Below are 26,444 nucleotides of genomic sequence, written 5' to 3' on the forward strand. Positions count from 1 at the left end.
GCATTTAAAGCCATAAATCTAACAAACACGTAATGGTAGTAGTGAATAATGAGTGAAGCTGTTCCCTCGGTTGTAGCGATTGACATTGGGACACACAAAGTTTCAGTTTTGATTGGCAAGGTACACGCGCCAGACAATATCCAAGTGATTGGTATGGCAACCGCTCGTAACCGAGGCATGAGTAAAGGGAAAATTGTCAGTCTCGATAAAGTTATTACTGCAATTAAAAATGCCGTTCAAGAAGCAGAAGATATGGCGGAATGTCGTGTACATTCTGCCTGGGTCTCTATTCCAAGTGCCGAATTAAAAAGCTTTTATGCTTCAGGTCGCACCTCGATCGACAATAGCGAACATGCGATTACCACCAGTGAAGTGGTGCGTGCACTGGAATTGGCCAAAGCCAGTCATTTGACTTCAGATCATTATCTGGTCAGTGCTGTGCCTCTAGGTTTTGAGCTGGATGATTCACCGGAATGGGTGCTAAACCCGATTCGTATGTCGGCACATAGCATGACCGGGCATTATCATCTGATGATGCTGCCGATTAGTACCATGCAGAATATTGATCGCGCCCTGAAGGGGGCCAATATCGGCGTAGAAAAAATGGTGGTGTCGAGTCTGGCCACCGCTGAAGCCAGCCTGCTCAAAGACGAAAAAGAATATGGCGTGTGTCTAGTGGATATCGGTGCTGGCACGACCAATGTGGCGGTGTATGTGGATGGCCGTCTGGCCTTAACCCATACCTTCCAGCGTGGCGGTGAACATGTGACCCGTGATATTGCAGCAGTATTGCAAACCACGACCGAAGAAGCTGAACGTCTGAAATTGCTGTATGGCTGTGTCGACCTGAAAGTGGTCAAGCCGGACCATATGATTCAGTTCCAAGGAATTGACGGGCCACAAACCATCAGCCGGATCGAGCTGACTGAAATTATCATGGCACGGTATGAAGAAATTCTGGGTCTGGTACGTGATGAATTAGTGAAAAATGGTGCCATCCAGGGCTTGTATCATGGTGTGGTATTAACCGGTGATGCTAGTCATATCGAAGGCATGGTGAGCTTTGTTCGCCGTACCATGGGAGTCTCGGCGCATTTAGGTAATCCGCCGACGCAGGTGTATGCAGATGAGCAACATCAGGCTGCTTTACGTCGCTCGCAATATAGCACTGTGGCAGGTTTGCTGATGTTTAGCCAGAGTGATACCCAAGATACGATTGTGGAACAGGATGATGTAGAACGGTTGTCCTTGGCTAAACGGGTCAAAAGAGCCTTATTTGGCTTTAATGACACCTTGAAATCAATCTTTTAAGTCGATTTTTATTGTGATTATTGTTGGGAAGATGTAGTTAATCGGGCTTGTACTTGACAAGTGAACGCATGAGCAGCATTCTTAAAAACAATTTTATTAAGATTAAGGCAGTATACGGGCTTAGTGACTGCCAATTATGAATTAGGAATTTTATAGGTCATGGCCTCATTTGAATTTTTCGAAGACGATCATAGCGATAGCAATGGTCAAGCCCGTTTCACTGTATTTGGTGTAGGTGGTGCGGGTGGTAATGCGGTACAACATATGTTGCAGTCCGATATCCAGGGCGTAAAATTTGTTTGTGCCAATACGGACAAACAGGCATTGGATCGCATGGAAGCCGAATTTAAAATTCAGCTGGGCGAGCAAAGTACCCGTGGTCTGGGTGCAGGTGCAAATCCGCAAGTCGGCCAGACCGCAGCAGAAGAAAGCCGTGAACTGATTCGCCAACAGCTTGAAGGGACCGATATGGTCTTTGTAACTGCGGGTATGGGCGGTGGTACCGGTACCGGTGCAGCGCCAGTGGTTGCTGAAATTGCGAAAGAAATGGGTATTCTGACCGTTGGTGTCGTGACCACGCCATTTAACTTTGAAGGCAAACGCCGTCTACAGTCTGCTGAAAAAGGGATTGAAGCGCTAGAGCAGCATGTAGACTCATTAATCATCATTCCAAACCAGCGTCTATTGAAAGTCTTCCGTGATATTTCAATGAAAGATGCCTATAAAAAAGCGGATGATGTATTGTTGAATGCAGTACGCAGTATTTTTGATTTGGTGGTTCGTCCTGGCCATATCAACCTTGATTTCGCCGATTTGAAAACAGCCATGAGCACTCGTGGTTATGCCATGATGGGTGTCGGTCTGGGTCGTGGTGAGAACCGTGCACGTCAGGCTGCTGAGCAGGCGATCCGTAGTCCATTACTCGATAACGTGACTATCATGAATGCCAAAGGTATTCTGATCAATGTGACCGGTGGTGATGATGTGACTTTCGGTGAAATTGAAGAAATTACCGATGTTGTGAACCAGATTGTTGATTTAGATGAAGGTCAGGTGTTCTACGGTACCGTTTTTGATCCGGATGCGCGTGATGAAATCAGCGTGACTGTGATTGCAACAGGTCTAACCCGTCATGCAGCGGATTCAGTTGAACCGACCAAACGTACTAATGTACAGGCAACTCGTCCAGCAGCAGTTGCACAGGCTGTGGTGGAAGATGATGATGTACCGGCAATTCAGCGTCAGCAGCATGAAACAGGGGCAGCAGCGAATCCAGCGGCGGCTTCGGTTTCTAGCCCGCGCCCAACGCCAATGAGCATTCAGGATTATCTTAAGAATCAACAGCGTAAATAACATGTAACATCATGTGTTTAGATGGATTAGACAGGAAAGGTGGCTTTTAAGCCACCTTTTTGTTTTTTATCAATGGCCAAATATGCTAACGTATAGCGGTTTTATAGATGAACAGATGATAAAAGCATGTTGAAACAACGTACCCTGAAACGTGTCGTGAAAGCGAGCGGAATCGGTCTTCACAGTGGGCAGAAAGTCATGATTAACTTTGTGCCGCACCATGCCGATGGGGGAATTGTGTTTCGTCGTATAGACCTGAACCCACCAGTGGACATTCTAGCTGATGCCATGCTGATTCAGGAAGCCTTTATGTGCTCGAACCTCGTTCAGGAAAATGCCAAAGTAGGCACCATTGAACATGTCATGAGTGCGATCGCTGGTCTGGGCATTGATAACCTAATTATTGAAGTATCGGCTTCTGAAGTCCCGATTATGGACGGCAGTGCAGGTCCGTTTATTTACCTGTTGATGCAGGGCGGTTTGCAAGAGCTGGATGCTGCTAAAAAATTCGTCAAGATTATTAAACCGGTTGAAGCACTGATTGATGACAAACGTGCCATTTTTAGCCCACATGAGGGCTTTCAGCTGAACTTCACCATTGATTTTGATCATCCTGCCTTTAAAAAAGAACATCAGTCTGCCAGTATCGATTTTTCTACTGAAACCTTCGTTTATGAAGTCAGTGAAGCGCGTACCTTTGGTTTTATGAAAGATCTGGATTATCTCAAAGCCAATAACCTGGCGCTGGGTGCCAGTCTGGAAAATGCCATTGGTGTGGATGAAACTGGGGTCGTTAATGAAGAAGGTTTACGTTTCTCGGACGAATTTGTACGTCATAAAATTCTGGATGCCGTGGGTGATTTATACCTGCTCGGACATCAGATTATTGCCAAATTTGATGGTTACAAATCTGGACATGCCTTGAATAATCAACTTTTACGCAATGTGAAAAGTGATCCAAGCTGCTATGAAATTGTAACATTTGATGACGAAGCTAATTGTCCAATCATGTATGTGAATGTGACATAAGTCATTGTGTTTGTGTCTTTATGTTTTTGTTATTGCTTTAATACTGTGACACACATCACATAATGTTTGCTTTTTAATTTATTACATTTGATTGCGATGTTACTTTTTATTGCTTGCCAAACGTAGTAAAGCTTGGCTAAGCTTAGGGTCGCTTATAAAGTCAGCAGCACTACGAAGTAATTCCTGTGTTTCTGCATTTAAGGCTCTTTCAGGTGTTGCTGAAACAGGTGGCGTTTGCGAAGGATTCCGCAGGCAAACTTGAAGTTTAGTGAGATCTGTTAATTCATTTATTTGAGAGAGTTGTGAAATGTATTGCTTTTGAAGATAGGCCAATTGACTGATCATGGCCTGATTTTCACCAGTAATCGTTAACACACCATTTTGATAGCAGACAACTTGCCAGCGTTCCGGTTGGGGCAATAGCGGTTGTACGAGTTTCGTAAGTTTCTGCCAGGCAGCGACTTGTGATGAGAGAAACGAAAAGTTTCCTGTTTTTATCTGTTTTCTTGTTTGTTGAAAAACGTTGACAGGTTCCGACATACATAATTCCTACATATTTATGTCTTAATCTTATGCGCTTCTTTTAGTGGATATCAAGGATAGAGATCTTCAAGGAACTCGATTAAAGCAGTTTAGAGAGGTTTTTTATGCATATGCGACGTATTTTGTTGGCATTTTCTTTATCAGTTTCAGCGGCTTCGGTTGCGTTCGCAGATTTAGTCAATCTAAATCAAGAAAATGGTTCAACAGATCGTATCGAGCAATTGACGCGTACTCTGGCACAGGGTGCATATACTCATCCAGATGATATCGATATTCCAGCACAGACTAAATTGAATGTTCAACTTCGTGAGAAACCAGTTGAACTGAACAATCGAACGCTTGCTCAGAAGTATGCCAATACTTCATCCAATAAAGCGGCAGCAAACAGTGCTTATTCTTGGCTAATTTCTCATCCTTTACCTAATTCTCGCGTAAGTTCAAATTACGGTGGCCGTACTATGGGTGGCCGTGCTGAAAATCATTCAGGCCTTGATCTTGCAGCGCCAAGTGGTACACCAATCTATGCAACAGGTCCAGGGATTGTGACCAAATCAGGTTGGGGCACAGGTTATGGTCAATACGTTGAAATCAATCATGGTAATGGCTATTTAACGCGCTATGCTCATGCTTCACGTCTTATTGCACGTGTGGGAGAGCAGGTACAAGCAGGTGATCATATTGCTAACGTTGGCTGTACTGGTCGCTGTACCGGTCCACACTTGCATTATGAAGTAGTAAAAGATGGTCAACGTAAAAACCCATCTACTTATTTGGCCATGTTACCTTAAGTATAGACCTGAATAACAAGAAGCATCTCTATACATAAAAACCTCCAATAAGCATTTTAAAGCGTTTAAACTGCAGGCTCTTCAAGTCAACTTGAAGGGCTTTTTGTTTTATCACTTTTAAGTCTCATATTATCACCAACTATTATAATGATTGTATAATAAATCGCCTTTATTGACTATTTTTTGTTATGTAGTGTAATTATACGTCACCCATCATTTAGTTCCTAAATAGTACTGCTAAATCGCATTCAGCTAAGGCCATACCTGCAGAGGTCTTAAATATGGTACATATAAGACATTAGATTAGGCTTTTAGGAACTGTAGATTATGGCGTTTTATGGCGATACAGACGCGCAAGAAACCCAAGAATGGCAAGATGCATTTGACTCTGTTTTGCAGCACATGGGCACTGAGCGTGCAGCATTTTTGTTAGAAAAACTTTATCAACGCGCAATTGCAAAGCATGTTCCTATTCAGCGTTTAAATACTCCCTACTTAAATACGATTTCTGTTGAAGAACAACCTGCCATGCCGGGCGACCAGGACATGGAGCGTCGTATTCGCGCGCTGATCCGTTGGAATGCCTTGGCAATGGTCTTACGCGCGAATAAAACCGGTGATGATCTCGGTGGTCACCTGGCGAGTTTTGCTTCTTCCGCAACCCTTTATGATGTGGGCTTTAACCACTTCTTCCGCGCCAATAGCGATAGCTTCGGCGGCGACATGATCTATTACCAGGGTCACTGTGCACCTGGTATTTACGCGCGTTCATTTTTAGAAGGTCGTTTGACAGAAGAGCATTTGAATAATTTCCGTCGTGAAGTGGGCGGTAAAGGTTTGCCATCTTATCCGCACCCTTATTTGATGCCGGACTACTGGCAGTTCCCAACCGTATCGATGGGTCTTGGACCAATCATGTCGATTTATCAGGCACATATTCAAAAGTACCTGATGAACCGTGGCCTGATCAAAGAAGAAGATCGTAAGGTTTGGGCGTATTTGGGCGATGGCGAGATGGACGAGCCGGAAAGCCTGGGTGCAATTTCTCTGGCAGGTCGCGAAAAGCTCGATAACCTGATCTGGGTGGTGAACTGTAACTTGCAACGTCTGGATGGTCCGGTACGTGGTAATGGCAAGATCATTCAGGAACTTGAGTCACTATTCCGCGGCGCAGGCTGGCGTGTGATTAAAGTTGTGTGGGGCCGTCATTGGGATCCACTACTGGATAAAGATAAATCCGGTGCACTGAAAGCAGTGATGGAAGAAGCAGTCGATGGCGATTTCCAGCGTTACCAGGTAAAAGGTGGTGCTTACGCGCGTGAAAAGTTCTTCGGTAAATATCCAGAAGCCAAAGAGCTGGTGAAAGATTTAAGCGATGAAGATATTGATAATCTGAACCGCGGTGGTCATGACCCGTACAAAGTTTTTGCTGCTTATGCCGAAGCATGTACGGCCAAAGGTCAGCCGACCGTGATTCTGGCGAAAACCGTGAAAGGTTATGGTTTGTCCGAGGAAATCGAAGCAGTCAACAAAACTCACCAAATCAAGAAGATGCAAATCAATTCTTTGAAATATGTGCGTGACCGATTCAATCTTCCTTTCACCGATGAACAGCTGGAAGAAGTACCATTCTACCGTCCAAGCGAAAATTCACCTGAATTGAAATATATGAAGGCACGTCGTGAAGCGCTAGGTGGCTACCTGCCTGCACGTCGTAAAGAAAGCGAACAGCTGGCGATTCCTGGACTTTCAGTATTTGATTCGGTCTTGGCTGGTTCAAATGGTAAAGAACAATCGACCACGATGGTGATGGTACGTTTAATCTCTGCACTTCTTAAAGAGAAAGCGATTAAAGACCGCGTTGTTCCAATCGTGCCAGATGAAGCACGTACTTTCGGTCTGGAAGGGATGTTCCGTCAGCTCGGTATTTATGCCGCGCATGGCCAAAAATATACCCCGGAAGACCAAGAACAGCTAATGCATTACCGTGAAGCCAAAGACGGCCACATGTTGCAGGAAGGGATTAACGAAGCCGGTGCGATGAGTGCATGGGCAGCGTTGGCGACCAGTTATTCAACCAATAATCTGCCAATGATTCCGATGTACATGTACTACTCGATGTTTGGTTTCCAGCGTATTGGTGATATTGCATGGGCAGCAGGCGATGCACAGGCACAAGGTTTCTTGCTGGGTGCAACTGCGGGTCGTACTACACTGAACGGTGAAGGCTTACAGCATCAGGATGGTCATTCACACATCTTGGCCAATACCATTCCAAACTGTGTCTCTTATGACCCATGTTTCGGTTATGAACTAGCAGTGATCGTGCATGATGGTTTACAACGTATGTATGTGAACCAGGAACGTGTGTTCTACTACCTGACTGTGATGAACGAAAACTACGAGCATCCGGAAATGCCAAAAGGTGTTGAAGAAGGCATCAAACGTGGTATGTACTTACTGGAAGAAGATGAAAAAGCTACTGTTCAGTTATTGGGTTCAGGTGTGATCCTGCGTGAAGTGATCAAGGCGGCGAAGATTCTGCGTGAGGAATATCAAATTCATTCAAATGTCTACAGCGTAACCAGCTTCAATGAACTGGCACGTGATGGTATGGCATGTGAAGAATACAACCGCTTGCATCCGCTGGCTGAAGATGTGAAAGAAGCATGGGTATCGAAACAGCTCCGTGGTACTAAAGGTATCGTGGTGTCTGCAACTGATCATATGCGTGCTTATAGCGAACAGATCCGTGCTTATCTTCCAGATGGCCGTCCATTCGTAGCATTGGGTACTGACGGTTATGGCCGTTCAGATACACGTGGCAACTTGCGTAGTTACTTCGGTGTTGATGCTGCCCATATTGTGGTGGCAACCCTGAAAAAACTGGCAGATGAAGGTGAAGTTGATGCGCGCCTGGTAAAAGATGCGATCTCGACTTTCGAGCTTGATACAGATCGTCCAGTGGCTTGGGCACCTCAAGAAACCCCATCTGTACATGCTGTTGCTGACTACAAAGAGGAGAACTAAGCATGCAAATTACGACTCCTGATATTGGTGTAGATAAGGCAACAGTGGCCGAAATTCTGGTCAAAGTCGGTGATACGATCGCGATTGATGACAGCATTGTATTGCTTGAATCTGATAAAGCCTCTGTTGAAGTGCCTAGCACTTCAGCAGGCGTGGTAAAAAGCATTCTGGTCAGCCAGGGTGATGAAGTCGCTGAAGGCGCGGTACTGATTGAACTGCAAGCTGAAGACGGTAGCGCCGATGTGGTCGAGCCACAGCAAGCAGATGCCTCACAAAAAACTTCAGAAAATACTCCGACTTCATTGCCGGATCAGGAAATCATGCAGGAACTGGCTTCACATCAGCCTAAAGCTTCTGCTGCTCCTGAGGCTCAAGCGAGCTCACAGGTGGTTGATGTACAAATCCCCGATATTGGTGTAGAAAAAGCTACTGTAGGGGAAATCCTGGTCGCTGTCGGTGATGAAATCGAGGTAGATCAAAGTATCGTAGTGGTGGAATCAGACAAGGCGACTGTTGAAGTGCCAAGTACGGTTTCAGGTACGGTGGAATCCATCCAGATTAAAGAAGGCGACACGATCAAAGAAGGTGTGGTCATTCTGAAAGTGAAAACGGCTGTTTCGGCAGCACAAGTACAGACAGAAGCACCTCAAGCACCAGTTGCTCAAGCGGCAACCCAAGAGAAAGCAGTTGAAGCGCCACAAACGCCAGCAGCACCTGCAGGTGATGTTGAAGTGAAGGTGCCTGATCTAGGCGTAGACAATGCGGCTGTGGCTGAAATTCTGGTTCAGGTCGGTGATACGGTTGAAAAAGACCAGAGCATCATCGTGGTGGAATCAGATAAAGCGACTGTTGAAGTGCCAAGCACTACAGCCGGCGTGATTAAAGCCATTCATGTGGAACTGGGTCAAAATGTCTCTCAAGGCATTGCACTGATGACAATTGAAGCTGAAGCGCAAGCAGCTGCTGCACCTGTTGCAGCCAAAGCAGAAGCGCCGAAAGCGCCTGCTGCAAAAGCAGCACCGGCACCTGCTGCATCTTCTACTCAAACAGTCGCGGCGTCGGATAATGCCGATAAGCTGACCAAAGAGCAGAATGTCGCTAACTCGAAAGTCTATGCTGGTCCTGCTGTGCGTAAACTGGCACGTGAACTGGGCGTTGTGCTGGCAGACGTCAAAGCATCTGGCCCACACGCGCGCGTCATGAAAGAAGATCTGAAAGCGTATGTCAAAACGCGTCTTACTACGCCACAGGCGGCTCCTGTAGCCGCTGCTGCTCAAGTCGCAGGTCTGCCAAAACTGCCAGACTTTAGCGCTTTTGGTGGTGTGGAAGAGAAAGCCTTGACGCGTTTGCAACAAGTATCTATTCCACAATTGTCGCTGAATAATTTCATTCCGCAAGTGACCCAGTTTGATGCAGCAGATATTACGGAACTGGAAGCATGGCGTAATGAACTGAAAGGCAATTTCAAGAAAGAAGGCCTGAGCCTGACCATTATGGCGTTCATCATCAAAGCAGTTGCGCACTTGTTAAAAGAAGAGCGTGAGTTTGCTGGTCACTTGGCCGATGATGGTAAGTCAGTCTTGCTACGTAACGAGATCCATATGGGTATCGCGGTCGCAACGCCAGATGGTTTGACCGTGCCTGTGCTGCGTCATCCAGATCAGAAGTCAATTAAACAGATTGCCACTGAGCTAGGAACCTTGGGTCAAAAAGCGCGTGACAAGAAATTGTCGCCGAAAGATCTGCAAGGTGCGAACTTCACTATCACTAGCTTGGGTTCAATCGGCGGTACGGCATTTACGCCATTGGTGAACTGGCCGCAAGTGGCAATTCTGGGTATTTCACCTGCAACCATGCAACCGGTCTGGAATGGTGAAGGCTTTGATCCACGCTTGATGCTGCCGCTTTCATTGTCCTACGATCACCGTGTGATCAATGGTGCAGATGCTGCTCGTTTCACCAACAAGCTGACCAAGCTGCTTAAAGATATCCGTACTTTATTGATCTAAAAAATCATGTATATGCCTTCTATTTTCTTCCTCTGGGAGAAATATAAAGAGGGTGTAAAGAGAAAAACCCTGCTTCGGCAGGGTTTTTTGCTGCTGCATTGAAAAATAATCTATTTGATTCTATACTTGGCGCACTTCATTGGGGAGTAGCCGCCTTTTGCGCAAAGCAGAAGGGTGATGGTCAACATATTTGCTCAACCGAGCATGGTCATCATAGCAAAGAACCAAGTCAGCTTTTCCAAGCTTTCTTTTGTTGGCAAGACCTTTGATTTACCACTCTGCAGATTTTGGCTAGCAGGAGCGGTGAGTCATTGGTATTGGATGCTAGCCAGAGAAAAACCTCATGTATGAATTCCTACTGTCGACTGCAATCGTAGCGCTGGCTGAAATGGGTGATAAAACCCAACTGCTGGCATTGCTGCTTGCCGCACGTTTTCGCAAACCTGTTCCTATTTTAGTTGCCATTTTATTGGCGACGCTGATTAACCACGGCCTTTCTGCAGTATTGGGACAATGGGTGACCACAGTGATCGGGCCGGAGGTGCTACTGTGGATCGTCTCGATTGGCTTTATCGCAATGGCTGTCTGGATGCTGATTCCGGATGAACTCGGGGATGAAAATGCCAGTATCAATAAATGGCAAAAATTCGGGGTCTTTGGTGCAACCTTCATTTTGTTTTTTCTGGCAGAAATTGGTGACAAAACCCAGATTGCCACAGTGGCACTGGCGGCACGTTTCGACAGCGTCTTCTGGGTGATGTTGGGTACTACGCTAGGCATGATGCTGGCCAATGCGCCTGCGGTATTTTTGGGTGATAAACTGGCGAACAAACTACCGATCAGCCTGATCCATAAAATTGGCGCGGCCATTTTCCTGGTCATAGGTGTCGCGACCCTGGTTCAATATTATTTCTTTTAAATTATAAAATAACAAATTGCATGAATCCTGAGCTAAAAACTCAGGATTTTTTATGCTTAAATCCTCTGAAAAGCTTGATAAATCTCGTGATATGGTCGGTTTTATGGATTGTAAATTCTATTAAATCCTTATATGTTGTATGGGTATAAAACAGCAGTTTTAACTATAAATTGGGGAATTTACATGGTTTTTGAGCGCACCACATCGCAAGTCCTGTTTGATAATGGGACACATAAATGCATTAGTTTTACCAGTCTGGTCAAAGGTGAAGGCGTTCAGGCAAACCAGTTTTTGATTATTGATCATGAGCGCGCAGCGGTACTCGATCCGGGTGGTGATTTAACCTATGTGCCGCTGACCATGGAACTGAATAAATACACCCGCTTGACCCATCTGGACTATGTCATGGCTTCACATCAAGACCCGGACATTATCACTTCCATGCCGCGCTGGCTGGTCTATACGGAGGCCAAAGTGGTGGCATCCAAGCTGTGGGCGCGCTTCTTGCCGCACTTAAACTCGGCCTTTATGAGTGACCGGATGAAAGGTAACTGGTTAGATCGATTGGTGGAGCTTCCGGATCATGGTCAAATCATCCCGTTGGGTCAATCACACATTGTGGCGGTGCCGGCACATTTTTTGCATTCGGTGGGGAATTTCCAGTTTTATGATCCGATTGCCAAAATCCTGTTTTCAGGTGATATGGGTGCGTCCATGGTTGAAGATGCCGCCAAGCCACTAGAAAACTTTGCCGCGCATATCCCAAAAATGAAAAGCTTCCATCAACGCTATATGTGCAATAACAAGGTGATTCGTCTTTGGGTGAAAATGGTACGCAGCATGGAAATCGAGATGATTGTGCCGCAACATGGTACACCATTTATCGGTAAAGAGCAGATTAATCAGTTTCTGGACTGGATTGAAACGCTGCAATGCGGAACTGACCTGATGGATGAAACGGTTTTTACTTGTCCTGAATAGTTCACACAAAAAATAATTTTTTTCTTGTGTGGAAAAACAACATTTTTTATATTTCTTCTCCAAAAAACTTTTTTTTGATAATGAGAACTTATAAGAAATGTTGTCTCAAGTTCCAAAACCGGATGCGTGTTTAAGCTGCGGGGCGTGCTGCGCCTATTTCAGGGTTTCGTTTTATTGGGCTGAAGGAATTCATATGCCTGAGCACTATACCGAACCTGTGACAGCAGTCTATTCATGTATGGCTGGAACCAATCAAAAAGATCCACGCTGTATCGCACTTGATGGCACCATCGGCCAGCAGGTCAGCTGCGGCATGTATGAGCAGCGCAGTTCATCCTGCAAAGAAGTGCAGATTGCCGATGATCAATGCAACAAGGCACGTGTTGCACACAATATGTTGCCCTTTGTCCAGATTGAAACTGATGAAGCTGACAATGATGACAGTTTTGAATATGTCAGCTAAATCCATCCAAAGCAGAGCTTAGGCTCTGCTTTTCACTTCATTAAAATGATCGGGGTATATTTTAAAATAGGGAACTTCATTATCGGAGGTATTATTGATACTGTTTTAGCACCCACATAGATCTGCGTGTACGAAGCTTGAATAAAAAAATAATTTTGCAATTGCAATGAAATTTAAGCCGATATTTGTTTATAATAGTGCACGGAAATTACCAGTGAGACTGTTATGTTGACCATCGTTCAAGACGCGTTAACCTTCGATGATGTCCTATTACTCCCTGCCTATTCTACTGTTCTTCCAAAAGATGTCTCCCTAAAGACACGTTTAACTCGTGGCATTAACCTGAATATTCCTCTTGTGTCTGCAGCAATGGATACGGTGACTGAGTCCCGTATGGCGATTGCAATGGCGCAAAATGGCGGTATCGGTATTTTGCACAAGAACATGGATATCGCTGTTCAGGCTGCAGAAGTGCGCCGTGTGAAAAAATTCGAAGCGGGTATGGTCAAAGACCCGATTACAGTGACTCCTGAAACCACAGTACGTGAACTGATTGCGTTGACTCAAGCCAACAATATCAGTGGTGTGCCTGTTGTGAAAGACGGCAAAGTGGTGGGTATCGTGACCGGTCGTGATACACGCTTTGAAACCAATCTTGAGCAGCCAGTCAGCAATATCATGACTGGTCAGGATCGTCTGGTGACGGTTCGTGAAGGCGAATCGAAAGAAAATATCCAAGCTTTATTGCAACAGCATCGTATTGAAAAAGTATTGGTGGTGAACGATCAGCAAGAGCTGAAAGGATTGATTACGGTAACAGATTTCCGTAAAGCTGAATTGTATCCAAACAGCTGTAAAGATGACCTGGGTCGTCTGCGTGTTGGTGCTGCTGTCGGTACCGGTGCAGAAACGCCAAGCCGCGTAGAAGCCCTGGTTGATGCAGGTGTAGATGTGATTGTAGTCGATACTGCACATGGCCATTCTGCAGGTGTGATCGAGCGTGTACGTTGGGTTAAGGCCAACTATCCACAAGTTCAGGTGATTGGCGGTAACATCGCGACAGGTGATGCTGCGCTGGCGTTACTTGATGCAGGTGCGGATGCCGTTAAAGTTGGTATTGGTCCTGGTTCAATCTGTACCACGCGTATTGTGGCGGGTATTGGTATGCCACAGATCTCTGCGATTGATTCTGTTGCCAATGCGCTGAAAGATCAGATTCCTTTGATCGCAGATGGCGGTATTCGTTTCTCTGGCGATATGGCCAAAGCGATTGGTGCGGGCGCAAGCACGATTATGGTGGGTTCATTGATGGCCGGTACTGAAGAAGCACCAGGCGAAGTTGAATTCTTCCAGGGCCGTTATTACAAAGCTTATCGCGGGATGGGTTCATTGGGCGCGATGGCGGGTGCAACAGGTTCTGCTGACCGTTACTTCCAGGACTCCAAGGCCGGTGCCGAGAAACTGGTTCCAGAAGGTATTGAAGGTCGCGTACCGTATAAAGGTCCAATGGGCAATATCGTGCATCAGATGATGGGCGGCCTACGTTCTTCAATGGGTTATACCGGTTCTGCGACGATTGAAGACCTGCGTCAGAATGCCAAGTTTGTGAAAATCACTTCTGCCGGTATGTCTGAGTCGCATGTACATGATGTGACCATTACCAAAGAAGCACCAAACTATCGCGTAGGTTAATTTCCTGTGATTTAAAATTTTAAAAAGCCGTCATGCAAATGACGGCTTTTTTATTTTGGTGTAAAGTGTGACTCAAGGAAAAAAATGGGTGATATCAATCATCCGCTAAGAAGTGAGATAAAGATGAGTTATTTTGGTACGGATGGTATTCGTGGAAAGTTTGGCGAATTGCCGATTACCCCTGAGTTTGCCCTGAAACTAGGATTTGCGGCTGGTAAAGTTTTAAAACGTCATAGTAAAAAATCCAAACCATTGGTGGTTCTGGGTAAAGATACCCGTTTGTCTGGCTATATCCTGGAAGCAGCCTTGCAGGCAGGTTTAAATGCCGCTGGCGTTTATGTTCATCTTTTAGGTCCACTACCGACACCGGCGATTGCTCACTTGACCCGTGCCTTACATGCCAGCTTGGGTATTGTCATTTCCGCTTCGCATAACCCGTATTTTGATAATGGCATTAAGTTCTTCTCTGCAGAAGGTAAAAAACTGCCAGATGCTTTACAAGACGAAATTAATCAGGAACTTGAAAAAGATTTTGTGATTGAAGATACGGCGAATCTGGGTAAAAGTATCCGGGTTAAAGATGCTAATGGTCGCTATATTGAATTCTGTAAATCGACGTTCCCGTATCATCTGGATCTGAATGAACTTACCATTGTAGTGGATTGTGCCAATGGCGCAGCCTATAACGTGGGGCCTGCAGTGTTCCGTGAACTGGGTGCACGTGTGATTGCGATTCACAATGAGCCGAGCGGTTTAAATATTAATGAGGGCTGTGGTTCAACCCATCCGGAAAGCTTGCAACAAGCTGTGGTTCAACATCAAGCGGATTTGGGTATTGCCTTTGATGGAGATGCCGACCGTGTGGTTCTCGTAGATAAAGCCGGTAATCTGATTGATGGCGACCATATTCTTTATATTCTTGCGACTCAAAGCTCGAAAAAACCGGCAGGTATCGTCGGTACCTTAATGAGCAATATGGCGCTGGAACTGGCGCTGGAAAAAGCACAAGTGCCGTTATTACGTGCCAAAGTCGGCGACCGTTATGTATTGCAAGGTCTGGAAGAAAGTGGCTGGGTAATTGGCGGTGAGCCTTCTGGTCATATTCTGACTTTAGACAAGAGCACCACAGGCGACGCCATTATTGCAGCCCTGCAAGTTTTAACCGTGATGGTTGAGCAGAAAAAAGCTCTGCATGAACTTGTGGCTGACTTTAAACTGTTGCCCAATGTCTTGGTCAATGTACGTTTAAATGCCATGTTTGATCCTTATTCAGTGCCTGCACTGGCAGCTGAATTTGAAAAAGCCGAACAGCAGCTTAAAGGCCGTGGCCGTTTATTGATTCGTAAATCCGGCACAGAACCTGTCATTCGTGTGATGGTCGAAGGCGATGATCTGGCTGAAGTCACCACACTTGCAAACAGCCTGGCAGATGCTGTGCGTGCCAATGCAGCTTAACGGGAACATAGATAATGAGTGATCTGATCAAGGATCTAAGTGAACTACGCCTGAATTATGAAAAAGGCGAGTTACAGGAACAGCAAGTCAATCCGAATCCGCATATGCAGTTCTTGCAATGGTTTAACCATGCACTGGAAGCAAAATTGCACGAGCCCTATGCCATGTCGTTGGCAACAGCCAATGCACAAGGCCGTCCGCATGTGCGTACGGTATTGCTGCGTGGAGCGACTGACGCAGGGTATGATTTTTATACCAACTATAATAGTCAAAAAGGTTTAGATCTGGCTAAAAATCCTTATGCCGAACTGTTGTTCTACTGGCAGGATCAGGAACGTCAGATTCGTATTTCGGGTCGTGTAAAGAAAATATCGGAAGAAGAATCGACCGACTATTATCATAAACGTCCACGCGAAAGCCAGATTGCCGCGCATATCAGTACCCCGCAAAGTGGCATCGTGGCTAGTCGTGAGGAATTGCAGCAACGTTTTTGGGATTTGCATACCCAGGTTGCCAATCAGCAAGAGTTGGACAAGCCGGTATTCTGGGGCGGTTATCGTCTCGAACCCGATTATTATGAATTCTGGCAGGGTCGTCCGAACCGTTTGCATGACCGTTTAAGTTATCGCAAAACCGATGCCGGCTGGACTTTAGAGCGCTTAATGCCATAACCATGCAAAAACTGGAAATCAAACAACGTCCATTGCTGACACGCCCTGAAAATTTACCGGGCGTCCCTGCATTTGTGGCCGAGATTCTGGCTCGTCGTGGGGTGGAATCCGAGCAGGAACTTGAGCTCAAGCTGAAGCATTTGCTGGCACCGACCATGAAAGGCTTGCCTGAAGCCATTCAATTGATGGATCAGGCGATTGATCATGGCCAGAAAATCGTGATTGTCGGCGATTATGATGCCGATGGCGCGACCAGTACTGCACTCATGGTGCTGGCACTGCGCGATATGGGCGCCAATGTTGAATATCTGATACCAGACCGTTTTAAATATGGGTATGGATTGACGCCCGCAATTGCAGATCTGGCCTTTGTCAATTTCACGCCTGATTTACTGATTACCGTGGACAATGGCATTTCCAGCCATGACGGAGTAAAACAGGCGCAGGATCATGGCATGCAGGTGATCATTACTGATCACCATCTGACGACCAAGCCGACACCAAAAGCCGAAGCCGTGGTCAATCCCAATCAGCTCGGTTGCGACTTTCCAAGCAAAGCACTGGCTGGGGTCGGGGTGGCTTTTTATATACTGGCCAATCTGTCTACCCATCGCAAGAAACTTGGAAAATCCTCTACGGTAATTACCAATTATCTTGATCTGGTGGCACTCGGTACTTATGCCGATGTCGCGAGTCTGGACTATAACAACCGGATTCTGGTCGATGCAGGGTTGAAACGGATCCAGCAAGGGTTATGCCGAGCAGGAATCAGTGCGCTACTTGATATTGCAAAGCGTGATCCTGCTGGTCTGAAAGCTCAAGATTTGGGCTTTGTTTTAGGCCCACGGATTAACGCGGCTGGACGCATGGAAACCATGGATATCGGGATCGAATGTTTGCTGGCTCCTGATCTGACAACTGCTTATCCACTGGCTGAACAGCTGAATCAGCTCAATGTCGAACGCCGTCAGGTGGAAGGTAAAATCAAGCAGGAAGCCTTGCTTGAGCTGGATAAAATCCAGTGGGATGCCACTGAACTACCTGCTGCGTTGATCATGTTTGAACAGCATTGGCATCAGGGAGTGATCGGGATTGTAGCAGGGCGTTTAAAAGAGCAGTTCCATCGTCCGAGTATTGTTTTTGCCGCAGATCAGGATGGGATTCATATCAAAGGTTCGGCGCGTTCGATTGAAGGTATTCATATTCGTGATGCGATTGAACAGGTAGCAGAGCAATATCCTCATTTAGTCAGTCATTTTGGTGGCCATGCAGCAGCAGCCGGTTTAACCCTGAAAAAAGAAAATTTCGCCGAGTTTAAGCAGGTCTTTGAAGTACTGATTGGTGCGATGGATGAGGATTTATTCACTGCGACTTTATGGACGGATGGAGAGCTGCCAGCTTCTGCTTTTCACATTGAAACAGTCGATTTATTACAGAATTTAAGTCCATGGGGGCAAAAATTCCCCCAACCGATTTTTGATGGTGTGTTCAAAATCATGGACTATCGCTGGCTTAAAGATGTGCATCTTAAGTTACGTGTGGCGTTGGAGAATGGGCAGGTCGTGGATGCGATCGCTTTCAATGCAGCGGATAAATATGACTTTGACCCGATGAAAGATACACGATTGGTCTATGAGCTGGATAAAAATGTATTTAATGGCAATATCAGCTTGCAAATGCGGATTATCCATTTAGAACAATAGGCCATAAAAAACCGCTCGAGTGAGCGGTTTTTTTTGCTTTTAATCGGAGAGATTAGAAGCGGAAAGTACCGTTAATACCGAAAGAGTCAGCACCGTCAGTAGTTGTATAGTTCACGCCAGCTGCAATTGCAGGTGTAAAGAATTTTTGTGCGCGTAAACCAAATACTGTATCTGAATCATCTTCTGTAGAATCCGCGATTGATACACCCACACTTAAAGTTGGATCGATATAAAGATCAGCGCCTAAACGATAAGTTGTTTCATCACCGAAATAAGTTAAACCTTCAAAATTGGCAAAATGATTACCAATATGAGTCACATATTTTGCACGTAAAGATAGTGCAGTATCATCACCTACAGTAACAGCATTTAGGAGGTTAGGGACAAAACCATAATTTGCTACCTGAACTGGATCAACGCTTTCATTAGCTGCACCAGCTGCTAATAGTAGGCCATTAACTGGTAAGTAACCAACTTCAAAAGCATAGCCAGTATTGTCTTCACCAGCAAAGTCAACCTGGTTAATAGTGCCGCTTACATAAAATTGAGTATTTGGAATATAAAACTCGCCACTTACACCAAATACATCAATATCCTCATCGCCATCACCGCTTGCATTTGCATAACCTAAGCCAATATTGCTTGCTTTATTTAGGAAAGCCGCTTCTGCAAATGGAGAGTTCTTAACTTGAACAGTGTTTAAGTAATATTTTCCATTGATGAAAAATGTATCTAGATCCCCAACATTATCAATATCTGTATTTTCATACCCGACATTAAGTTCAGCTTGGTAAGCATGTGCAGTTCCCAGGCCAGCAAGAAGCGCTGTAGCAAGAGCAAGTTTCTTAAGCATTTAGATTTCTCTCTTTGTTATAAAAATATGACTGTTTGATGAACAGTTGTAACAAATTGTACAGTTTATATTCGCCCCGTCAATGTGCAAAAAATACCTAAATGCTTGTTAAGAGTGCAATAAAAAAACCCATCCGAGGATGGGTTTCTATGCATGACTAACTTTTGGTTTTAGATTAGAAGCGGTACTTCGCTGCTACACCAAAGGTATTGTAGTCATTGTTAAACTGTTCGCCAAAGCCGACACGGCCTTCTAAGCTCACTTGCTGGTTAATGAACTTACGTGCATTGATACCAAATTCGCTCTTGTCGGTAATATCATTATTGTGATAATCAGCACCGACACTCAAGGTTTTGTCAATGAAATAATCTGCTGCCAGATTGTATTCATCTAGATCACCAAACGCTGCACCTGCTTCCAGGTTGATATCTTTACCATTGCTTAATGTCGTCACATATTTAGCACGAAGTGTTGGATCTACGCCATCATCATTGTCGTTATCCCAACCTTTCACACCAGCCGCAATCAATAGACCTGGTGCTGGCAGATAACCAACTTCAGCTGCATAGGTGGTTAAATCATTTTCTAGATCATCATTGTCTTGCAGATCATGACCATTGACGTTACCGCTTAAGTAGAAGTCAGAATTCGGTACGAAGTACTCTGCACCTACGCCATAACGATGCGCTTCAGAATCACCAATTTCATTATATTGATATTGCGCACTCACGTTGCTAGCACGATCAAGGAATGCTGCTTCTGCTAATGGTGCATTACGTGTTTGAACTGGATTGAAGTAATATGTACCATCAACGCCGAAAGAACCGCTAGTTCCACCGTTGTCAGGATCAACCACTCCTGCTGATGCACCAATTTCTGCTTGGTAAGCATGTGCTGCTGTACCAGTCATTGCTATTGCTGAAAGTAGTGCCGAAGCAATCGCTAATTTTTTCATGGTTACTACCCCTCAAATCGTGAGTTAAAAACATTACACTTTTTGTTACAACTTTCAGTCTAGAGCAATTCCAAAGATCGTCAATCAAAGGAAAGTTACAGTAATGTGAATAGCGTAATCTTGTGTAATTTTTGCTGAACAAGTGACTGAATAATAAAATTAAATTTATAATGTAGTGTTTTATTAAAAGTGTGTAGATATTGTGGAATCTATTGAATTCGCTGATTTTTTATACAGACCAATAAGAAATCCTAAATTATAAAATCAATTGCAAAATTATATTTCGGTCATAAAACGGGGCTAAAAAGCCGATAAAAATTTCGGATAAAAAGACGCAAAAGAGTCTATGAGATGTTGAAAATTGGATGAGGGAAATACAGGTCTAAATGCTCAAGATATTCGAGCTTTAGACTGAATGGATCGTTAAAATAGCGGAAATAGACTGTGCTATAATATCGGGCTAAGAATTTTGTGCCTAATTTTGATTGAGAGTAATTCACGTGGAAATTAATCCGTATCTAAACCAATTAAAAGACTTAAACGAACGTGGTCAAACACTACGGGGGTATCTTTGACTACGATCTGAAAAAAGAGCGTTTAGAAGAAGTCCTGCGTGAATTAGAAGATCCAACGATCTGGAATGATCAGAGTCGTGCTCAAGCAATGGCCAAAGAAAAAGGCGAGCTTGAAAATGTATTAAATGTGCTGGATCGCTTAAGTACCCAGCTTGAAGATGCACAGGCTTTGCTTGATCTGGCGGTTGAAGCGGATGATGAAAGCTTGCTAGAAGACGTACAGGCTGAACTGAGCACGGCTGAAGAAGAACTGGCCAAGCTTGAATTTCGCCGTATGTTCAATAATCCGATGGATCCAAACCCTTGCTATCTGGAAATTCAAGCTGGTTCAGGCGGTACAGAAGCACAGGACTGGGCGTCTATGTTGCTACGTATGTATCTACGCTGGATTGAACGTCATGGCTTTAAAGCAGAAGTGATGGAAGAATCTGATGGCGATGTTGCCGGGATTAAATCTGCGACGATTCGTGTGGAAGGTGAGTACGCCTATGGCTGGTTACGTACCGAATCTGGTGTACATCGTTTAGTGCGTAAATCACCATTTGACTCGGGCAACCGTCGTCATACCTCATTTTCTGCCGTGTTTGTCTCACCTGAAGTAGATGACAATATCGAAATTGAAATCAATCCGTCCGATGTTCGTACCGATACTTACCGTGCATCAGGGGCGGGTGGTCAGCATATTAACAAAACAGATTCTGCCGTGCGTTTAACCCATGCACCGACCGGAATTGTGGTGGCCTGTCAGAACCAGCGTTCACAACATGCCAACCGTGACCACGCCTGGAAGCAGTTACGTGCCAAACTTTATGAGCTCGAGATGAGCAAACGTAACGAAGCGGCACAAGCACTGGAAGATTCCAAGTCTGACATTGGGTGGGGTAGTCAGATCCGTTCTTATGTCCTGGATGATTCACGTATTAAGGATTTGCGTACAGGTGTGGAAAATTCCAATACTGGCGCAGTTCTGGACGGTGATCTGGACAAATTTATCGAAGCAAGCCTGAAACAGGGCCTGTAAGAAATCGTTTAAAAGCTGGCGTAACAAAGCTTGTGCAGATTGTGATTATTATATCTAAAATTTTCGATATATAAATCGAAAAAATACGATATAATGGTCGCAGATGCTGAATAAAGTTTCGTTGCGCCACTGATTGTGATGTGCCTATGGACCTTGATCTAATTTTTAAAGCCTTAGCCAATCCGACCCGTCGACAAATTCTGGAGTGGTTAAAATCTCCGGAGCAATATCTGTCTGCGGAAGAGTGTGGTGGCTTTCAACGTGGGGTCTGTGCAGGTCAAATTGAACGTTTGGGCCAGGTTTCCCAGTCCACCATGTCCAATCATTTGTCTGTATTACAGCAGACTGGCCTGATCACTGCGACCAAGCATGGACAGTGGTCATATTTCTCCCGCAATGAAACTTTGATTCAACAATTTATCGAACACCTACAACAACACCTTTAACAGGTGGGAGTAACGATGGCTGAATTAAATTCTCCTTTAACGCTCGGTGCGTTAGAGCTTAAAAACCGTGTCATCATGGCGCCGCTGACCCGTAACCGCGCAACTGCTGATCGCATTCCAACCCCAATAATGGTTGAGTACTATGCGCAACGTGCAAGTGCTGGCCTGATTATTTCTGAAGCCACAGTGATTTCTGAAGAAGCCAATGGCTATTTAAATACTCCAGGATTGTTTACCGATGCTCAGGTCGAAGGCTGGAAAAAGGTTACTCAAGCGGTTCATGAGAAGGGCGGTTTGATTGTTGCCCAGCTTTGGCATGTTGGTCGTGTATCGCATCCGGATCTGTTAAATGGTGAAACACCAGTCTCTGCAAGTGCGGTACAACAGGCGGGTCATGTCAGCTTGTTACGTCCAAAACGTCCTTATGTGTTGCCGCGTCCGCTGGAAATTTCGGAAATTCATGCCATTACCGAGCAATATAAGCAAGCCGCGATTCGTGCTAAAGAAGCCGGTTTTGATGGTGTTGAATTACATGCTGCCAATGGTTATCTGATTGACCAGTTCTTGCAAAGCAAAACCAATCAGCGTGAAGATGAATACGGCGGTTCAGTGGAAAATCGTACACGTTTCCTGCTAGAAGCAACTGATGCACTGATTGAAGTATGGGGCGCAGATCGTGTAGGGGTGCATTTTGCGCCGCGTTGTGATGACCATGACATGGGCGACAATGATCCACGTGAAACATTTGGCTATGCCATGGAGCAGCTGGGTAAGCGCAAGATTGCCTTCTTCTTTACCCGTGAATATCTGGCAGAAGACAGTATTTCTGAATATATGAAACAGCGCTCAAATGGAGTGCCTTATATTGCCAATATGCAACTAAGTCGTGAAGATACGATTGAGCTGTTGGCATCAGGCAAGGCTGATGCGGTGGCTTTTGGTAAGGCGTATATTGCCAATCCGGATCTATACGAACGTCTGCTCGAAGATGCGCCGCTGAATGAACTGAAGCTGGAAAATATGATCGGAACCAATGTCGCGGAAGGCTATATTGATTATCCGACATTGGCTGAAGCAGAAGCTTTAACTACAGTAGAATAATCTAAAAATGAGCCACATTGATTAACATGTTGATGTGGCTCTGCTATATTCTGCCCATTGAATCTTTGGACAGGGGCGCAATGTGGCCACTCCATTTTGGTATAACGCAGCCTTGGCGCTGGTTAAACCCTTATATCAATCGCGTATCCGTAAACGTGCGACCGATCCTGAACAATTACAACAAGAACTGACAGAACGTTTCGGCCCGTTTCAGCCACCCAAAAACCTGCATGCCATCTGGTTTCATGTGGTGTCGGTGGGTGAAACCAATGCTGCCCAACCGTTAATTGAACATTATTTAAAACTTGGCCATCCGGTGCTGGTCACCAATACCACCAAAACCGGTCAGGCACGCGCTAAATCACTTTTTTTAAAAGCGCCTTATCTCGATTTGTTTCAAGCCGTGTATTTGCCTGCTGACCAGAAAACTTTAATTCGTGAATTTTATCAAAAGTATCAGCCGAAACTTTTATTGCTGATGGAAACCGAGCTTTGGCCTAATCTGCTGGATCAGGCACCCCAGTTTAATGTGCCAACTGTATTGTTGAATGCGCGTCTGTCTGAAAAATCTGCCAAAGGTTATACCAAGGTCAAAGGTCTGACTAGAGGCATGCTACAGCAGTTAACCCAGCTTTTGGCACAGGATATTGCCACCCAGCAACGTTATATCCAGTTAGGAATAGCAGCCGAAAAAACCCAGGTTTTGGGCAATATCAAATTTGATATTACTGCGCCCGAGCGCTTTATCCAGCAGGCAGATCAATTGACACAGGAGTGGCAGTTAGGGGGGCGAAAGATCGTCACGTTAGCTAGTACTCATGCTCCTGAAGAAAAAGAAATTCTGAGTGCTTTAAAAGCTGCTTTAGAAGCTGATCCATATTTGGTCTGTATTGTGGTACCGCGCCATCCGGAACGTTTTGATGAGGTGTTCCAGGCTGCACAGTCTTTGGGATTAAAAACTCAGCGTCGTAGTTTAGGGCAACGTATCGAAGCAGATACCCAGGTTTATTTGGCCGATTCGATGGGTGAAATGTGGCTCTGGTATGCTTTGAGCCAGGCCTGTTATGTCGGTGGTTCTTTAAATGAGCCAGGTGGAGGACATAATATTCTGGAGCCGATTGCGCTGAATGTGCCGACTGTTTTAGGCAAAAACTATTTTAATTTTCAGACCATCGTGGATGAGTTTGTTCAATCGGATGCAGTCGCAGTAGTACAGAATGCCCAGCAGGCTGCAGAAGTATTACTGGAACTTTTGCAAGATCAGGTTAAGGCGGAAAACTTGAATGCGGCAGCGCAGCAAATTATGCAGTTAAATACAGGATCGCTTGCCAAGCATATTCAGGTGATTGATCAGTATCTTTAATTTACCTTGATAAGTAACAGATATTGGATTTACCAAGACGGCAGGGATGCCGTCGTTAGGTTGATGATACAGGGAAGTATCATCAACCTAACAAAAGCGTTTTGCCTACTTTTACGCTGTAAAAAGTAGGGAGAAGCCTACACGATGATAAGTCACTATAGAGCTTTATTTAAGGTTTGTCCTACAATAACCGAGTTTCGATTTGGCTTAGTATTTCTTAGTATTTCTTAGTATTTCTTTGTATTTCTTTGTATTTCTTTTTCAAAGTGATTACCTTACTTTTGTCGGGCCATGAAGGGCATACCCTGCAAGACAAAAGCCCTTTATTTCACTGATGCTGCATCCCTGCAGCACAGTGAAATTGGCGACATCCATGTCGCCACACACGATTTCAAATTTGGCGATAATACCTAATTTGAATATTTTGCATCTTAATGTTTGGGTTTTATCTTCCTTATGAATATCGTCCTGCTTGATCCACGTCAAACCGAAACTGAACTTTGGTCCATTACCTCAACTCGGCAACTGGAACATTTACAGCAACATCTACAGATTCAGGTGGGAGATACGTTAAAAGTCGGAATTCGGGAAGGTCTGCGTTACCTGACGGAAATTGTCGAAATCTCTGAAAAAGCAGTGCGCTTGAAACCGCTGCAAGAAGAAGCTGTTCCAGAAAAATTGCCAGTGACTTTAATTGTGGCCTTGCCACGTCCGAAAGTGCTGCGCCGTCTGATCATGGATAGTGTCACTTTGGGCGTTGAAAAAATCATTTTACTGCATAGCTACCGCGTCGATAAAAGCTATTGGCAAACCCCATTTTTACAGCAGTTAAATCATTATATCGAGCTGGGACTGGAACAGGCAGGCGATACGATTGCTCCGAAAATCGAGCTATATAAACGCTTTAAACCCTTTGTTGAAGATATCTTGCCGGGTTTGATTAGTACGGATGGTCCGGCTTATGTGGCACATCCTTATGCAGAGCAAGCGATGCCATTTGCGATTGAGCATCCCTGTACGATTATTATTGGTCCGGAGGGTGGATTTATTCCATATGAAGTTGATTTACTCATAAAAAACGGCTGCCAGGCTGTGAGCCTGGGCAACCGTATTATCCGTACAGAAACCGTGATTCCTTATGTTTTAGGTCGACTGTTTAGCGCGTGCTGAAGCTTCTTCATTGCCTTCACCACGATAGACTTTGACTTCCTGTACCGGATACGGAATCGAAATATTATGCTCGGCAAAAGCCTGAATCACCCGTTCCTGCACCGCACTGATTGAAGTTCCGGTGCCAGTTTCAGTGGTATCGACCCACCAGAAAGCTTTTAGGGTAATAGAAAAGTCAGCCAGTGCCGTCACATTGACACTAAAGCCTGGCTGGCTCAGGATGGTTGGATCTTTATCTAAAATAGCGGTGATCAGGTCCTTGGCTTTCTGGATGTCATCTTCATAGCCGATGCCCACCACGAATTCGCAGCGGCGACGGGTATAGGCAGTATTCACCGTGACCGCACTGGTGTAGACCGTGGCATTCGGAATGACAATACGACGGCCATCTGGTGAACGTAAGAAGGTCGCACGAATCTGGATATCTTCAACCGTACCTTCCATGCCATTCACGATAATGTCATCGCCAATCTTGAACGGTTCACTGAGCAGAATCAACACGCCAGAGAGCAGGTTCTGGAAAATATCCTTGAAGGCAAAACCGATCGCGACCGAACCAATTCCGAGGGCACTCATCAGCTGACCCGGGGTAAAGCCAGGAACAGCAATCACCAGTCCAATCAGAATACCAAAGAAAATAATAAAGGTACTGCCGACACGGTTGAGTACCAACACCAGATTCTGGCGGGTATAAGAACGGTTTTCCAAAGTTTTACGTACGAAAAACTTGAAGACTTTGGAGAGTAACCAGAAAATCGTAATCACGATCAGTGCGATACAAAAATAAGGCACACGCTCCCAGAAGCCCTCCATGATTTTGTCAATGGTGCTGTAGGCATCATTATACTTGGCGGTATGTTCAATCACGGTCTTGGTCGTTTTTTCAGTTGCCTGATGTAACAACTCCGTGGTGCCCTCAGTTACCTGGCTTAAGGTATTGTTTTGCTCTGCCACAAAAATTCCACAATTCAAATTTTGCCTATTTTGCCTGATGTTCAGCAAAAAATTAATAA

At 45.1% G+C, this 26,444-nt stretch carries 22 protein-coding genes and 1 riboswitch; of the genes, 18 read left to right on the forward strand and 4 right to left on the reverse strand.

Going from position 1 to position 26,444, the window contains the following annotated elements; all coding sequences use genetic code 11:
- Positions 1-48 precede the first annotated feature (48 nt).
- From ftsA to lpxC, 3 genes are all read left to right on the forward strand, one after another.
- On the forward strand, positions 49-1,311 hold the full coding sequence (gene ftsA / locus Q9R21_RS07160) for a cell division protein FtsA (RefSeq protein ID WP_004647239.1): 1,263 nt from the start codon (positions 49-51) through the stop codon (positions 1,309-1,311).
- A 159-nt stretch (positions 1,312-1,470) separates the two neighbouring features.
- Positions 1,471-2,664, forward strand: a complete 1,194-nt coding sequence (gene ftsZ, locus Q9R21_RS07165; protein ID WP_005108152.1) for a cell division protein FtsZ — start codon at positions 1,471-1,473, stop codon at positions 2,662-2,664.
- A gap of 126 nt (positions 2,665-2,790) precedes the next feature.
- Positions 2,791-3,693, forward strand: coding sequence for a UDP-3-O-acyl-N-acetylglucosamine deacetylase (lpxC, locus tag Q9R21_RS07170; RefSeq protein WP_311204015.1), 903 nt, complete (start codon positions 2,791-2,793; stop codon positions 3,691-3,693).
- Positions 3,694-3,792: 99 nt separating this feature from the next.
- Here lpxC and Q9R21_RS07175 read toward each other — a convergent pair whose 3' ends face one another.
- Positions 3,793-4,233 carry a DciA family protein gene (locus tag Q9R21_RS07175; protein WP_004729162.1) on the reverse strand — a complete coding sequence of 147 codons (441 nt, stop codon included), beginning with the start codon at positions 4,231-4,233 and terminating at the stop codon, positions 3,793-3,795.
- Positions 4,234-4,340: 107 nt separating this feature from the next.
- Between Q9R21_RS07175 and Q9R21_RS07180 the strand changes: the two genes are divergently transcribed.
- The 10 genes from Q9R21_RS07180 (at position 4,341) to recJ (ending at position 17,947) form a co-directional block, all read left to right on the forward strand.
- Entirely contained in the window at positions 4,341-5,024 is a 684-nt protein-coding gene (locus Q9R21_RS07180; protein ID WP_005245719.1) for a M23 family metallopeptidase, read from the forward strand.
- Between the two features lie 327 nt (positions 5,025-5,351).
- Positions 5,352-8,054 carry a pyruvate dehydrogenase (acetyl-transferring), homodimeric type gene (aceE, locus tag Q9R21_RS07185; protein WP_311204016.1) on the forward strand — a complete coding sequence of 901 codons (2,703 nt, stop codon included), beginning with the start codon at positions 5,352-5,354 and terminating at the stop codon, positions 8,052-8,054.
- Positions 8,055-8,056: 2 nt separating this feature from the next.
- Entirely contained in the window at positions 8,057-10,063 is a 2,007-nt protein-coding gene (locus tag Q9R21_RS07190; RefSeq protein WP_311204017.1) for a 2-oxo acid dehydrogenase subunit E2, read from the forward strand.
- 129 nt (positions 10,064-10,192) lie between these two features.
- A riboswitch (yybP-ykoY riboswitch) is annotated at positions 10,193-10,333 on the forward strand.
- 73 nt (positions 10,334-10,406) lie between these two features.
- Positions 10,407-10,982: a TMEM165/GDT1 family protein gene (locus tag Q9R21_RS07195; protein ID WP_004281327.1), complete on the forward strand. Its 576-nt coding sequence runs from the start codon at positions 10,407-10,409 to the stop codon at positions 10,980-10,982.
- Between the two features lie 183 nt (positions 10,983-11,165).
- Positions 11,166-11,963: an MBL fold metallo-hydrolase gene (locus Q9R21_RS07200; RefSeq protein ID WP_311204018.1), complete on the forward strand. Its 798-nt coding sequence runs from the start codon at positions 11,166-11,168 to the stop codon at positions 11,961-11,963.
- A 97-nt stretch (positions 11,964-12,060) separates the two neighbouring features.
- Positions 12,061-12,426 carry a YkgJ family cysteine cluster protein gene (locus Q9R21_RS07205; RefSeq protein WP_004281330.1) on the forward strand — a complete coding sequence of 122 codons (366 nt, stop codon included), beginning with the start codon at positions 12,061-12,063 and terminating at the stop codon, positions 12,424-12,426.
- Positions 12,427-12,651: 225 nt separating this feature from the next.
- The gene (gene guaB / locus Q9R21_RS07210; RefSeq protein ID WP_004281332.1) at positions 12,652-14,118 is read left to right on the forward strand and encodes an IMP dehydrogenase; all 1,467 of its coding nucleotides are present in this window, start codon (positions 12,652-12,654) and stop codon (positions 14,116-14,118) included.
- A 123-nt stretch (positions 14,119-14,241) separates the two neighbouring features.
- Positions 14,242-15,573: a phosphoglucosamine mutase gene (gene glmM, locus Q9R21_RS07215; protein WP_311204019.1), complete on the forward strand. Its 1,332-nt coding sequence runs from the start codon at positions 14,242-14,244 to the stop codon at positions 15,571-15,573.
- A 14-nt stretch (positions 15,574-15,587) separates the two neighbouring features.
- Positions 15,588-16,244, forward strand: a complete 657-nt coding sequence (gene pdxH, locus Q9R21_RS07220; RefSeq protein ID WP_311204020.1) for a pyridoxamine 5'-phosphate oxidase — start codon at positions 15,588-15,590, stop codon at positions 16,242-16,244.
- Positions 16,245-16,246: 2 nt separating this feature from the next.
- Entirely contained in the window at positions 16,247-17,947 is a 1,701-nt protein-coding gene (gene recJ, locus Q9R21_RS07225; protein ID WP_311204021.1) for a single-stranded-DNA-specific exonuclease RecJ, read from the forward strand.
- 52 nt (positions 17,948-17,999) lie between these two features.
- Here recJ and Q9R21_RS07230 read toward each other — a convergent pair whose 3' ends face one another.
- On the reverse strand, positions 18,000-18,800 hold the full coding sequence (locus tag Q9R21_RS07230) for a putative porin (RefSeq protein ID WP_086044229.1): 801 nt from the start codon (positions 18,798-18,800) through the stop codon (positions 18,000-18,002).
- 175 nt (positions 18,801-18,975) lie between these two features.
- A complete protein-coding gene (locus Q9R21_RS07235; protein WP_004647252.1) occupies positions 18,976-19,755 on the reverse strand; it encodes a putative porin in 780 nt (259 codons plus the stop codon).
- Between the two features lie 500 nt (positions 19,756-20,255).
- Here Q9R21_RS07235 and prfB point away from each other — a divergent pair.
- The 5 genes from prfB to Q9R21_RS07260 all read left to right on the forward strand — a co-directional run bounded on the left by prfB (position 20,256) and on the right by Q9R21_RS07260 (position 25,431).
- Positions 20,256-21,351 (forward strand): peptide chain release factor 2 gene (gene prfB / locus Q9R21_RS07240; protein ID WP_101627160.1). Its coding sequence is split into 2 segments (ribosomal slippage): positions 20,256-20,327 and positions 20,329-21,351, totalling 1,095 coding nucleotides; the frame shifts between segments, so codons are not numbered across the junction.
- Between the two features lie 146 nt (positions 21,352-21,497).
- Positions 21,498-21,797, forward strand: coding sequence for a helix-turn-helix transcriptional regulator (locus Q9R21_RS07245; protein ID WP_004281346.1), 300 nt, complete (start codon positions 21,498-21,500; stop codon positions 21,795-21,797).
- Between the two features lie 15 nt (positions 21,798-21,812).
- The gene (locus Q9R21_RS07250; RefSeq protein ID WP_311204022.1) at positions 21,813-22,898 is read left to right on the forward strand and encodes an alkene reductase; all 1,086 of its coding nucleotides are present in this window, start codon (positions 21,813-21,815) and stop codon (positions 22,896-22,898) included.
- A gap of 82 nt (positions 22,899-22,980) precedes the next feature.
- The gene (locus Q9R21_RS07255; protein WP_311204023.1) at positions 22,981-24,261 is read left to right on the forward strand and encodes a 3-deoxy-D-manno-octulosonic acid transferase; all 1,281 of its coding nucleotides are present in this window, start codon (positions 22,981-22,983) and stop codon (positions 24,259-24,261) included.
- A 456-nt stretch (positions 24,262-24,717) separates the two neighbouring features.
- Positions 24,718-25,431, forward strand: a complete 714-nt coding sequence (locus Q9R21_RS07260) for a 16S rRNA (uracil(1498)-N(3))-methyltransferase (protein ID WP_311204024.1) — start codon at positions 24,718-24,720, stop codon at positions 25,429-25,431.
- On the opposite strand, the gene Q9R21_RS07265 is transcribed toward Q9R21_RS07260, so the two are convergent.
- Positions 25,405-26,385 carry a mechanosensitive ion channel family protein gene (locus Q9R21_RS07265; protein ID WP_114540950.1) on the reverse strand — a complete coding sequence of 327 codons (981 nt, stop codon included), beginning with the start codon at positions 26,383-26,385 and terminating at the stop codon, positions 25,405-25,407. The genes Q9R21_RS07260 and Q9R21_RS07265 overlap by 27 nt on opposite strands.
- Between the last annotated feature and the right edge of the window lie 59 nt (positions 26,386-26,444).

The organism is Acinetobacter sp. RG5 (assembly GCF_031844265.1).
Taxonomy (GTDB): Bacteria; Pseudomonadota; Gammaproteobacteria; order Pseudomonadales; family Moraxellaceae; genus Acinetobacter.

Excerpts from the sequence above, each read along its gene's own strand:
- ftsA (WP_004647239.1), top strand. The coding sequence starts at position 49 with ATGAGTGAAGCTGTTCCCTCGGTTGTAGCGATTGACATTGGGACACAC.
- ftsZ (WP_005108152.1), top strand. The coding sequence starts at position 1,471 with ATGGCCTCATTTGAATTTTTCGAAGACGATCATAGCGATAGCAATGGT.
- lpxC (WP_311204015.1), top strand. The coding sequence starts at position 2,791 with ATGTTGAAACAACGTACCCTGAAACGTGTCGTGAAAGCGAGCGGAATC.
- Q9R21_RS07175 (WP_004729162.1), bottom strand. The coding sequence starts at position 4,233 with ATGTCGGAACCTGTCAACGTTTTTCAACAAACAAGAAAACAGATAAAA.
- Q9R21_RS07180 (WP_005245719.1), top strand. The coding sequence starts at position 4,341 with ATGCATATGCGACGTATTTTGTTGGCATTTTCTTTATCAGTTTCAGCG.
- aceE (WP_311204016.1), top strand. The coding sequence starts at position 5,352 with ATGGCGTTTTATGGCGATACAGACGCGCAAGAAACCCAAGAATGGCAA.
- Q9R21_RS07190 (WP_311204017.1), top strand. The coding sequence starts at position 8,057 with ATGCAAATTACGACTCCTGATATTGGTGTAGATAAGGCAACAGTGGCC.
- Q9R21_RS07195 (WP_004281327.1), top strand. The coding sequence starts at position 10,407 with ATGTATGAATTCCTACTGTCGACTGCAATCGTAGCGCTGGCTGAAATG.
- Q9R21_RS07200 (WP_311204018.1), top strand. The coding sequence starts at position 11,166 with ATGGTTTTTGAGCGCACCACATCGCAAGTCCTGTTTGATAATGGGACA.
- Q9R21_RS07205 (WP_004281330.1), top strand. The coding sequence starts at position 12,061 with ATGTTGTCTCAAGTTCCAAAACCGGATGCGTGTTTAAGCTGCGGGGCG.
- guaB (WP_004281332.1), top strand. The coding sequence starts at position 12,652 with ATGTTGACCATCGTTCAAGACGCGTTAACCTTCGATGATGTCCTATTA.
- glmM (WP_311204019.1), top strand. The coding sequence starts at position 14,242 with ATGAGTTATTTTGGTACGGATGGTATTCGTGGAAAGTTTGGCGAATTG.
- pdxH (WP_311204020.1), top strand. The coding sequence starts at position 15,588 with ATGAGTGATCTGATCAAGGATCTAAGTGAACTACGCCTGAATTATGAA.
- recJ (WP_311204021.1), top strand. The coding sequence starts at position 16,247 with ATGCAAAAACTGGAAATCAAACAACGTCCATTGCTGACACGCCCTGAA.
- Q9R21_RS07230 (WP_086044229.1), bottom strand. The coding sequence starts at position 18,800 with ATGCTTAAGAAACTTGCTCTTGCTACAGCGCTTCTTGCTGGCCTGGGA.
- Q9R21_RS07235 (WP_004647252.1), bottom strand. The coding sequence starts at position 19,755 with ATGAAAAAATTAGCGATTGCTTCGGCACTACTTTCAGCAATAGCAATG.
- Q9R21_RS07245 (WP_004281346.1), top strand. The coding sequence starts at position 21,498 with ATGGACCTTGATCTAATTTTTAAAGCCTTAGCCAATCCGACCCGTCGA.
- Q9R21_RS07250 (WP_311204022.1), top strand. The coding sequence starts at position 21,813 with ATGGCTGAATTAAATTCTCCTTTAACGCTCGGTGCGTTAGAGCTTAAA.
- Q9R21_RS07260 (WP_311204024.1), top strand. The coding sequence starts at position 24,718 with ATGAATATCGTCCTGCTTGATCCACGTCAAACCGAAACTGAACTTTGG.